The organism is Myxococcus sp. MxC21-1, assembly GCF_032612255.1.
GTDB classification, from domain to species: domain Bacteria; phylum Myxococcota; class Myxococcia; order Myxococcales; family Myxococcaceae; genus Myxococcus; species Myxococcus virescens.
In genome coordinates this window covers 3,836,588-3,847,450 of record NZ_CP123278.1, presented here as the reverse complement: position 1 = coordinate 3,847,450, position 10,863 = coordinate 3,836,588, and the positions used below count along the sequence as shown (strand labels likewise).

At 68.9% G+C, this 10,863-nt stretch carries 9 protein-coding genes and 1 pseudogene; 4 read left to right on the top strand and 6 right to left on the bottom strand.

Features of this window, described 5'->3' with window-relative positions; genetic code table 11:
- Positions 1 to 100 precede the first annotated feature (100 nt).
- Positions 101 to 961, top strand: coding sequence for a hypothetical protein (locus tag QEG98_RS17870; protein WP_316567487.1), 861 nt, complete (start codon positions 101 to 103; stop codon positions 959 to 961).
- A 4-nt stretch (positions 962 to 965) separates the two neighbouring features.
- Here QEG98_RS17870 and QEG98_RS17865 read toward each other — a convergent pair whose 3' ends face one another.
- The 5 genes and pseudogenes from QEG98_RS17865 to QEG98_RS17845 form a co-directional block, all read right to left on the bottom strand.
- The gene (locus tag QEG98_RS17865) at positions 966 to 2,156 is read right to left on the bottom strand and encodes a pyridoxal phosphate-dependent aminotransferase (RefSeq protein WP_090491328.1); all 1,191 of its coding nucleotides are present in this window, start codon (positions 2,154 to 2,156) and stop codon (positions 966 to 968) included.
- 47 nt (positions 2,157 to 2,203) lie between these two features.
- Positions 2,204 to 2,686 carry a pantetheine-phosphate adenylyltransferase gene (coaD, locus tag QEG98_RS17860; RefSeq protein ID WP_011553418.1) on the bottom strand — a complete coding sequence of 161 codons (483 nt, stop codon included), beginning with the start codon at positions 2,684 to 2,686 and terminating at the stop codon, positions 2,204 to 2,206.
- Between the two features lie 45 nt (positions 2,687 to 2,731).
- Positions 2,732 to 3,289, bottom strand: a complete 558-nt coding sequence (gene rsmD, locus QEG98_RS17855; RefSeq protein WP_090491327.1) for a 16S rRNA (guanine(966)-N(2))-methyltransferase RsmD — start codon at positions 3,287 to 3,289, stop codon at positions 2,732 to 2,734.
- Between the two features lie 25 nt (positions 3,290 to 3,314).
- A pseudogene (locus tag QEG98_RS17850) lies at positions 3,315 to 4,347 on the bottom strand (hypothetical protein).
- 105 nt (positions 4,348 to 4,452) lie between these two features.
- Positions 4,453 to 5,463 carry a cation diffusion facilitator family transporter gene (locus QEG98_RS17845; RefSeq protein WP_316567486.1) on the bottom strand — a complete coding sequence of 337 codons (1,011 nt, stop codon included), beginning with the start codon at positions 5,461 to 5,463 and terminating at the stop codon, positions 4,453 to 4,455.
- A gap of 116 nt (positions 5,464 to 5,579) precedes the next feature.
- Between QEG98_RS17845 and QEG98_RS17840 the strand changes: the two genes are divergently transcribed.
- The 3 genes from QEG98_RS17840 (at position 5,580) to typA (ending at position 10,151) form a co-directional block, all read left to right on the top strand.
- The gene (locus tag QEG98_RS17840) at positions 5,580 to 7,166 is read left to right on the top strand and encodes a sigma 54-interacting transcriptional regulator (protein WP_316567485.1); all 1,587 of its coding nucleotides are present in this window, start codon (positions 5,580 to 5,582) and stop codon (positions 7,164 to 7,166) included.
- Entirely contained in the window at positions 7,163 to 8,104 is a 942-nt protein-coding gene (locus QEG98_RS17835; protein ID WP_316567484.1) for an alpha/beta hydrolase, read from the top strand. The genes QEG98_RS17840 and QEG98_RS17835 overlap by 4 nt, the downstream gene beginning before the upstream one ends.
- Positions 8,105 to 8,303: 199 nt before the next feature.
- The gene (gene typA, locus QEG98_RS17830) at positions 8,304 to 10,151 is read left to right on the top strand and encodes a translational GTPase TypA (protein WP_090491322.1); all 1,848 of its coding nucleotides are present in this window, start codon (positions 8,304 to 8,306) and stop codon (positions 10,149 to 10,151) included.
- A 92-nt stretch (positions 10,152 to 10,243) separates the two neighbouring features.
- On the opposite strand, the gene cglE is transcribed toward typA, so the two are convergent.
- Positions 10,244 to 10,846 (bottom strand): adventurous gliding motility protein CglE, encoded by a 603-nt coding sequence (gene cglE / locus QEG98_RS17825; protein WP_140862578.1) that lies wholly within the window; start codon positions 10,844 to 10,846, stop codon positions 10,244 to 10,246.
- Positions 10,847 to 10,863: the final 17 nt, after the last annotated feature.

Below are 10,863 nucleotides of genomic sequence, written 5' to 3'. Positions count from 1 at the left end.
CGCCCCCACATGCGAGGACTGTGTTGAAACCGCCTGCTCGCACGGACGCCGGGCCCGCGCCCGCTGTCCTCTGCTAGGCTCCGCCGCCCACGGAGGTTCCATGCGCCACTGGTCCCTGGCACTGCTCGTTTCGCTCGCGTCCCCCGCCCTCGCCCAGGATGCCGCCGCCCCCGCGCCCGAAGGCGCCCAGCCCCCGCCGCCCGCGGTGACGGCCCCCACGCCCGCGGAGCCCACGCCCGAGGCCGAGCCCAAACAAGCCGAGGCGGTGCCCAAACAAGCCGAGGCGGAGCCCAAACAAGCCGAGGCGCCCGCGACGCCACCGGCCGCTGAAGCGCCCGCTGTGCCGGCTCCCTCTGAGGCACCCGCCAAGAAGAAAGGCACCGCCGCCGCCAAGAAGGCCGAGGCCGCGGCCCCGAAGGCCGAGGCCCCCGCCGCTCCGAAGTCGGCGGCCGCCGCCGAGTCGCCCCGCGCGGCGCCCACACCGCCCCCTGCGGACGCACCGCCGGTCGAACTGCCTCCCGGCTTTGCCGACTTCAAGCGCGACGCCATCCCGGAGGCGCCGCCGCTGTCCCCCGAGGAGCAGATCCGCAAGGACATCCAGGCGGACGCGCGCTTCCTCCTCCAGTCCCTGCTGACGGGGGACGTCCGCACCGCCTCGAACGAGCTGCTCTACCCGTTCAGCCTGGAGGCGGAGCGCTACGCCACGCCGGAGGAGCTGGTGTCGGCGTGGGTGAAGCAGCTGCGACTGAAGCGCACGGACCTCATCACCCTCTATGACATCGAGGTGATGCCGCTGGAGGCCATGGAGAAGAAGTACGGCAAGGCGCCCGCGCGGCTGGGGTTGGACCTGCGCAACCCCAAGGACGTGTGGACGGCCGTGGGTAACCTCTCCGGCCGCCCCGCCGTCCTCGTCTACCGCAAGTACCGCGACGAGTTCCGCGCCTTCGCCTACACCGACTGAGCGGTCAGCTCAGGGCCTTGACCAGCTCACCCAGCCGGGCAAGGCCCTTCTGCAGCACCTCGCGCGAGGTGACGAAGCTCATGCGCACGTAGCCGTCCGCGCCGAACGGCTCGCCGGGCACGGCGGCGACGCGGAAGTCGTCGAGGAGGATCTCCGACAGCTGCATCGCGGACGTCACCGGCTTGCCCTTGTACGACCGGCCCAGCAGGCCCCGCACGTCCGCGAAGGCGTAGAAGGCGCCCTCGGGCATCCGGCAGCGCACGCCGTCCAGCGCGTTCAGTCCCGCGATGAAGAAGTCACGGCGCTCGCGGTACTCCTTCACCATGGCGGTGATGGTGTCCGGCGGCCCCTGCAACGCCGCCAGCGCGGCCTTCTGGCCAATGGAGGAGGCGTTGGACGTGGACTGGTCCTGCACCATCTGCATGCCGGCCAACAGCGGCTTGGGCCCAGCGACGTAGCCCAGGCGCCAGCCCGTCATGGAGTACGCCTTGCTCATGCCGTTCACGACCACCAGCCGCGGCACCAGGTCCGGCGCCACGTCGCTGATGCCCAGGCGTTCGTCGGTGTAGAGCAGCTTCTCGTAGATGTCGTCCGTGACGATGAGGCAGTCGTGGGGCCGCAGCACCTCCGCGATGCGCTCCAGCGCCGCGCGCGAATAGACGGCGCCGGTGGGATTGCCTGGGCTGTTGATGATGACGGCGCGCGTGCGCGGCGTGAGCGCGCGGCGGATGGCGTCCGGGTCTGGCGCGAAGCCGTCCTCCTCGCGCGTGGGGACGATGACGGGCGTGGCACCCGCCAGCCGCACCATGTCCGGGTAGCTGACCCAGAAGGGCGCGAAGATGATGACCTCGTCACCCTCCTCCAGCGCCGCCTGGCAGAAGTTGTAGAGGCCCTGCTTGCCACCCGACGTGACGAGCACCTGGTCCGGCGTGTAGCGCAAGCCGTTGTCCCGCTCGAGCTTGGCGCAGATGGCCTCGCGCAGCTCCGGGATGCCGTTGGTCGGGGTGTACTTGGTGAAGCCCGCTCGCAGTGCGTCCACCGCGGCCTGCTTCACGTAATCCGGCGTGTCGAAGTCCGGCTCCCCCGCGGCCAGGACGACTACATCCACACCCTTGGCGACGAGCGCCTTGGCGCGCGAGTTGAGAGCGAGCGTCGGAGACGGCTTGATGGCCTGGAGCCGGTGAGCGAGTTTCATGTCCCCTGCCTAACGCGGAGCCCCACGCCGGACAAGGGGACTGCCTGCTACTTCCGTCCAGCGAACTTGGCCTTCAAACCTTCGTGCACGTTGGGCGGCACCAGCCCGGTGACGTCCCCACCGAAGGAGGCCACCTCCCGGACGAGGTTGGAGGAGATGTAGAAGTAGTCCTCCCCCGTCATCATGAAGACGGTCTCCACGTCGGGCGCCAGCTTGCGGTTCATGTTCGCGAGCTGGAACTCGTATTCGAAGTCCGACACCGCCCGCAGCCCGCGGACGATGACGCCCGCGTTGCGGCGCCGCACGTAGTCCACCAGCAGACCGTGGAAGGCGTCGACCTCCACCCGGTCGTCCTGGACGGCCTCTCGAATCAACGTGAGCCGCTCCTCCTCGGAGAAAAGCGGTGTCTTCTTCGGGTTCACCGCGATGGCCACGATGAGCCGATCGAACATCTTCAGGCTGCGCTGAATGAGGCTCAGGTGCCCGTTGGTGAGCGGATCAAAAGAACCAGGATAGATGGCGACCAGCATGTGCCGGGAAGTCTCGGATGCCCCCGGGAGCCGGTCAAGGACTGCTCACGGCGCCCGATAGAAGCTCACCAACGTGTCCCCGAAGCGGCGCTGGTCTTCCCGGTCAAGCCCGGCATGTGTGTCCGGCGCCGCCTCGCGCTTGTCGTGCTCCACCACCACCATGCCAGAGGGGGTCAGCAGCCCGGCGGCCACGATGCCGTCCAGCACCGTCTCCACCACGCGCGCGGCATACGGCGGGTCCGCGAAGATGAGCTCGAAGCGGTCGCCCCGCCGCTTCAGCGTCTCCAGCGCCCGGGCCACCGGCGCGGACAGCACCTCCACCTGCCCGGCGAGCCCCACGGCCTGCGCGTTCTCACGGCACAGGGTGAGCGCCTCGCGGTCCTGGTCCACCAGCACCGCCTGCCCCGCGCCGCGAGACACGGCCTCCAGGCCCAGCGCGCCGGTGCCGGCGTAGAGGTCCAGCACCCGCTGGCCGTCCAGGAACTGGCCCAGCACGTTGAAGAGCGTCTCCCGGACGCGGTCGGCCGTGGGACGGATGTGAAGGGAGGAGGACTTGGGGCCGGCCAGGGCGCGGCCCTTGGCGGTGCCTGCGACGATTCGCATGGGCCCCTTCTACACCGCTCCGGCCTCAATCGCCCCGCTTCTCCGCGAGGAAGCGCAATGACGCCTGCCCCGTGCGCGTGGCGCCCAGCGCGGCCAGTACCTCGGTGGTCTCCATGAAGGACAGGGCCTCCAGCTTCTCCCGCGCGGCGTCGTCCAGCGGCGGCAGCTGCTCCTCCAGCACGCTCAGCAGCTGGCCTGCGGGCAGCCCGGCGGCTGTGGCCTTCTCCTCCACGCTGGCGCGGACTTCCGGGGGCCACGCCCCCAGCGCGAGCCGCTCGAAGCCGCCCACACAGTCCACCTTGCGCACGCCCGCCGCCACGTAGGTGGGCAGCCCGCCGGCCAGCACCGCGCCCGCCTCACCCACCGACAGCACGGCGTCGTACTCCGCGGCCAGCTCCACCAGGCTCCGCAGCAGCCGCACGTCCGGCTCGCCCTCACCTAGCGCGGTCTCCGGCACACGGACGAAGTCCACCGGCACCTTCCACTGCCTGAGGCCCTCCAGCAGCGTCCGGTACGCGTCCACGAACCCGCCAGAAGCGGCCGGTCCCGTCAGCTCCAGCGCCAGCTCGCGCTCGGTCACCGGCGCCACCAGGGCATTCACGGCCTCCACGGCCTCGTAGGAGTCCAGCCGGGACAGGTCCAACGACACCAGCGAGAAGCCGGCGTCCACCACTCGGTAGATGCCATCCTTCAGGGCGTCCAGCGTGTCCGCGTCCGCCCGGGCCACCCGAATGGGCCCGGCCTGGAGGAACAGGGGTCGCGCATGTTCGGCCTCGGCGGCCGCCTGGTGCGCGGCCACGACGAAGCGCTCGGGCGCCCCCGGTCGGACAGCGGGTGTGGGCAGGCCAGCCCCAGCACGGCGTCTTCCGACCGGGCCGCGCGCAGCAGGCCGGCAAGGCGCCCTTCGCTTGGACCGGCAGACACGGCAGCGCCACCGGCGCCTCCGCCAGAGCACGCAGCAGCTCCCGGGGATTGAGCAGCGGAACGCGCGAACCCGCGCCCACCCGCGCCACAGTGTTCCCCGGCCGTAACGTCAGCACCTTGTCCAGCACGTTCATGGAGCGCGGAGAATCATCCGCCCGCGCCGCCCGAGGCAAGGCGAAGCTGCTGGGAGCGTCCGCTGGAGCACGTGGACGGGGTGCCCCGGCCGGGCCCCAGGGCCGTCAGTGGACCTCACCCAGGTGGGAGTAGGTCTCGCTCTCGATTTGAATCGTGGTGTGGTCGATTCCGAAGCGGTCGTACAGGTCGTGCTTCACCGCGGAGAGAATCTCGTCGTTGTTGCAGACCATGGGGTCCTGCACCACCAGGTGCGCGGACAGCGCGTACACGCCGCTGGAGATGGTCCACACGTGCAGGTCATGCACCGCCGTGACGCCCTGCGCGCGCAGCATCAGCTCCTTGATTTGCGCCAGGTCCACGTGCGCCGGCACCGCCTCCATCAGCACGTCCACCGCGTCGCGCACCAGCCGGACCGCGCCGATGACGATGACGATGGAGATGACCACCGAGATGATGGGGTCCACGACGTACCAGCCCGTGTACGCCATGATGCCCGCGCCCACGAGCACGCCCACCGACGACAGCGTATCCCCCAGCACGTGCAGGAAGGCCCCGCGCACGTTCATGGAGTGGGAGCGGTGCAGGAACCCCAGCGCGCCCAGGTTGGCCAAAAGGCCCACCGACGCCACGATGGCCATGGGCCCGATGTCCACTTGCGCCGGCGAGCGCACCCGCTCCCAGGCCTCATAGAGGATGAAGCCGGTGATGCCCATCAGCAGCACGCCGTTGAGCAGCGCGCTGAGGATCTCCATCCGGTAGTAGCCGTACGTCTTCTTCACGTCCGCCGGCTTGCCCGCGAACCACAGCGCCACCATGCTCAGCGCCAGCGCGGACACGTCCGTCAGCATGTGGCCCGCGTCGGACATCAGGGCCAGCGAGTTCGTCAACCAGCCGCCCACCGCCTCCGCCAGCGCGATGGTGGCCGTCAGCACCAGGGCGAAGATGAGTCGGCGCTTGTCCTTCTTCCGCTCCTCCGCCAGTCCGCCCCTCCGGGGACCGTGCCCATGGCCGTGCCCATGGCCATGATGATGATGATGGCCGTGGCCATGCCCGTCGCCGTGGTCATGCTCGTGGCCATGCCCGGATTCACCGCGGGTGTAAGGGGAAGTAGTCACGGGAGTGAGGGGTGCGGCTAATGCCCAGTCATGAGGTATGAGAGGCCGGGAATCTGGCTGCCGCCAGGCCCGGCATCCCCTGCTCCGGAGCGTGGGGAGACGCGACGGAGGTGGGGATGGACTACGGGAAGCATCTGAACCTGCACACCATCATCATGCTCAGGGATGTCATCCGCAAGTGGTGGCAGGTCGAGCTGGCGTTCGCGGACCGCCACGGCGTGGTGCATGAGTGGCAGCGCGGGGAAGTCAGCCCGCCGCCGAACGCCTTCTGCCGTGCCGCCCTGACCTCAAAAGAGGGCTTGCGGCGCTGCGGCCAGTCCGTCCGTGTACTGAACGAGAAGTTCAAGGCCAACAAGAAGGTGCGCCGCTCGCTCATCCACGACTGCCACCTCAACTTCAGCATCGTGGGCGCGCCCCTCTACATCGCCAACGAATACGAGGGGTTCCTCTTCGTCGAGGGCTTCGCCCGCCAGCCTCTTGACGCGCGCGAAGCAGACGTCCTCAAGTCGAAGGTGCGCCAGTTCGCCCCGCAGCACGTGGCCCTGGACGGGTGGAGCGAGCAGGTTCCCGTCCTGGACGGCGCCGAGCTGAGCAAGCTGTCCGACCTGCTCGAGTGCGCGGCGAATGAAATCGCCAACCACGAAGCGGCGGAGGCCTCCCGGCAGGAGGACGGCACGCCCGGGTCGTCCCGTGAGCTGAGCGACCGCTACCGCTTCGAGAAGATCATCGGGCGCTCCGGGCCCATGATGGAGGTGTTCCGGTTGATGGAGAAGGTGGCCAACTCCGACTCCACCGTCCTCATCAATGGCGAGTCCGGCACCGGCAAGGAGCTGGTGGCCCGCGCCATCCATCTCAGCGGCCCGCGCGCGCAGCAGCCCTTCGTGGTGCAGAACTGCTCCGCCTTCAACGACAACCTGCTGGAGAGCGCCCTCTTCGGCCACACCCGCGGCGCCTTCACCGGCGCGCTACGCGACAAGAAGGGCCTCTTCGAGGTCGCCGACAGCGGCACGTTCTTCCTGGATGAAGTGGGCGACATGTCCGCCGCGCTGCAGGTGAAGCTCCTGCGCGTGCTCCAAGAGGGAACCTTCCTTCCTGTGGGCGGCACGCAGCTCAAGGAGGTCAACGTCCGCGTCATCGCCGCCACCCACAAGGACCTGAGCGAGCTGGTGAAGCGGGGCGAGTTCCGCGAGGACCTCTACTACCGCATCAACGTCATCCGCGTGCAGCTGCCGCCCCTGCGGGAGCGGCGCGACGACATGCCCGTCCTCATCGACCACTTCCTGCGCAAGCACCACCGCGAGGGCCAGCGCGCGCGGGGGCTGGACGCGGAGGCCCTGGCCATCCTGGGCGCGTACGCGTGGCCGGGGAACATCCGCGAGCTGGAGAACGAAATCGAACGCCTGCTCGTGCTGGGGGGCGACTTGGAGTCCATCCCCGCAGAGCTCATCTCCAGCCGCATTCGCGACGCCGTGTTGCCCGGAGGAGGCCCCTTCATCTCTCCGCGCGCCCACGGCAAGCTGCACGAGGCCGTGGAAGCCCTGGAGCGGGAGATGATTCAGCAGGGACTGATGCGCACGCGCTACAACAAGAGCCGGCTGGCGCGAGAGCTGGGCATCAGCCGCTCCAACCTCATCTTGAAGATTTCACGCTACGGCCTGGACAAGGGCCTGCCCGAGGACGAGGCGGAGATGGGCGACGCATGAGCCCCGGCACGCGGTACTTCCACCAGGACCGCCTGCGCGTCCCGGATGGCGCGCAGCTGTATTACCAGGTCCAGGGAGACGGCCTTCCGGGCATGGTCTTCTGTGACGGCCTGGGCTGTGACGGCTTCGCCTGGAAGTACCTGGCGCCCTACCTGGTCCGGAACCACCGCGTGCTGCGCTGGCACTACCGGGGCCACGGCCGCTCCACCGTCCCCGAGGACCGCTCTCGCATCGGCATGCTGTACACCTGCGATGACCTGCGGCGGATGCTCGACGCCGTGGGGATGGAGCGCGTCGTCCTCTTCGGCCACTCCATGGGCGTCCAGGTGGCGCTGGAGTTCCAGCGCCGCTACGCCCAGCGCGTATGCGGGCTCGTCCTGGTGTGCGGCAGCTACGGCAACCCGCTGGACACCTTCCACGACTCCACCGTGCTCAAGCGGGCATTCCCGCTCATCCGCGGCGTGGTGGAGCGCTACCCGGAGCAGTCCGCCCGCATCATCCACACGGTGCTGCGCACGGAGCTGGCCGTGCAACTGGCCATCACCCTGGAGATGAACCGGGAGCGCATCGCCCGCAACGACCTGGCCCCCTACTTCGACCACCTGGCCCGGATGGACCCCGTCGTCTTCGTCCGCACCCTGGAGTCCATGGCGGAGCACAACGCGTGGGACCACCTGCCTCATGTGGACGTCCCCACGCTGGTGGTGGCGGGCGGCCAGGACAAGTTCACGCCGGGTTGGATCTCCGAGGAAATGGCCGACCGGATCCCCGGCGCCGAGCTGGAGCTCATCCCCGAAGGCACCCACACCACCCCACTCGAAGCCCCCGGGCGGGTGGAGGCCCGCGTCGAGCGCTTCCTCCGGGAGCGACTGAACGTGCGTACCGGCGCCCCCTCCCCCACGCCTACACCGGTGGTGAGCCCTCCCGCTGGCCCCTGAGCCCTCCGGAAGGGGCCGGCCCCCTGCCGTTGTTCATGGGTGACAGGAGTGAAAACCCGCTCGCACGAACGCTGGGCTTCCGGCTGCATTGCAGGGGACGCACTCGCGGCATATAAGCGCCGACCTCCCGGGTTCCGGTGGGGTTCGGAAGCCCCGGCGTCCTCGGGCGTTCCCCACCTGCCATCACAGTTCGGTTCGTATGATTCCTCGCGAAAATATTCGTAACGTCGCCATTGTCGCTCACGTCGACCATGGCAAGACCACGCTCGTCGATCACCTGCTTCGCCAGGCGGGCACTTTCCGTAGCAACGAGCACGTCGCCGAACGGGTGATGGACTCGAACGACCTCGAGCGCGAGAAGGGCATCACCATTCTCGCGAAGAACACCGCGGTCAATTACAAGGGCATGCAGATCAACATCATCGACACCCCGGGTCACGCCGACTTCGGTGGTGAGGTGGAGCGGGGTCTGCGCCTCGTTGAGGGCGTCATCCTGCTGGTGGACGCCGCCGAAGGCCCCCTGCCCCAGACGCGCTTCGTGCTCAGCAAGGCCCTGGCCATGGGCCTGAAGACGGTGCTGGTCATCAACAAGATCGACCGCCAGGACGCCCGCGCGAAGGACGTGCTGGACCTGGTGTACTCGCTCTACATCGACCTGGGCGCGGACGAGCAGCAGCTGGAGATGCCCGTCCTCTACACCATCGCCCGCCAGGGTCAGGCGTCCACGCAGCTGGAGGTCCCCGGCAAGACGCTGGAGCCCCTGTACGACGCCATCATCAACCACATCCCGCCTCCGCCGAAGTCGGAGGAGACGTCGCTGCAGCTGCTCGTCGCCAACCTGGACTACGACGACTACGTCGGCCGTCTGGCCGTGGGCCGCGTGCAGTCCGGCCGCATCACCGCCAACATGCCCGTCTCCGTCTGCCGCGAGGGCGGCAAGGTGCAGCCGGGTAAGATCGTCAAGCTGTACGGCTTCTCCGGCCTGAAGCGCGTGGAGATTCCGGACGCGGGTCCGGGTGAAATCGTCTCCATCGCCGGCATCGAGGAGATCTCCATCGGCGACACCATCGCCGACGCGGAGAAGCCGGTGCCCCTGCCCCGCATCACCGTGGACGAGCCCACGATGATGATGGTCTTCAAGGTCAATGACGGGCCGCTGGCGGGCAAGGAAGGCAAGTTCGTCACCTCCCGCAACCTGCGCGAGCGCCTCTACCGCGAGGCCTACCGCAACGTGGGCGTCCGCGTGGAGGACACCGACACGCCGGACGCGTTCCGCGTGGTGGGCCGCGGCGAGCTCGCCCTGGCCGTCATCATCGAGAACATGCGCCGCGAGGGCTACGAGCTGACGGCCTCCAACCCGGAGCCGATCACCAAGGAGATCGACGGCCAGGTCCACGAGCCCATGGAGCTGCTCTTCTGCGACGTGCCGGAGAACAGCGTGGGCGCGGTGACGGAGCGCCTGGGGCCCCGCAAGGGCCGCATGGTGGACATGGGCACCCTGGGCTCGGGCCGCACCCGGCTCCAGTTCCGCATCCCCGCGCGCGGCCTCATCGGCTTCCGCTCGGAGTTCCTCACCATCACCCGTGGCGAGGGCATCATGAGCAGCCAGTTCGATGGCTACGAGCCGTGGTTCGGCTACATCCCCAAGCGGCAGAATGGCGCCATCGTCTCCGACCGCCTGGGCGACACCGTGCCCTACGCGCTCTTCAGCATCCAGGAGCGTGGCTCGCTCTTCATCGGCGCCGGCACCACGGTGTACGAGGGCATGATCATCGGCGAGCACTCGCACGCGTCCGAGCTGAACGTGAACTGCTGCCGTGAGAAGAAGCTCACCAACATCCGCGCCGCCGGCCGCGACGAGAACGTCATCCTCACCCCGCCGCGGGAAATCAGCCTGGAGAAGGCGCTGGAGTGGATCGCCGACGACGAGCTGGTCGAGGTGACGCCCAAGTCCATCCGCATGCGCAAGAAGGCGCTGGCGGTGGGCGAGCGCTACCGCGCCGAGCGTGACCGCAAGCGCGAGGAGCGCGCGGCCGAAGGCGAGTAGGCATTCGCTCTGCTGGAGCGCTCACGGGGCGCTCCGCAGCACCAGGGCCCGTTCCCACTGCGTTGGGGGCGGGCCCTTCGTGTATGCGGGCTTCAGAACGTGTACTTCACCTTCGGGAAGATGGCGAAGGAGGTGATGTTGGGCCCGATGATGTAGCGGGCCAGCAGGTCCGCGCCGACGGAGAAGTGGTCCATGCCCGTGGCATACTCCACGCCGAAGCCCAGGCCCGCGTTGGGCGCGCTGACGGCGCGTCCCGGGTCGCCCTCGTCGGGGTCCACGGGCGCCGGATCCAGCCGCGTGTAGCCCGCAACCACCTTGGGCGTGAGGAACAGCCGGTCCATGACACGCACGTGGTAGGCCGCCGACAGGTTGAAGAAGGCCATGGTGAAGTTGTCCGACAGCGCGCACGTCTCCGTGCCGGGCAGGTAGCCCGCGAAGCAGTTCTGCGCGGACGAGCCGAGCCCGAAGTGCGCCCCCAGCGACAGCTTCTCCGTGAGGTCGTACCCCACCCCGAGCTGAAGGTACGTCTGGGCGTTGGAGTAGACGTTCTCTCCGCCCACGGTGAAGAACACGCCGATGTCCGTCTCGGTGAAGAAACCACGGCGCGGCTCGAACGCCACCCCTTCCGGCGGTGTGGCCGCGAGAACCGGAGACGACAGCAGCGCGAGCGCGGCAATCAACTGAGACTTCTTCACGGGTCCTCCCGACAGAC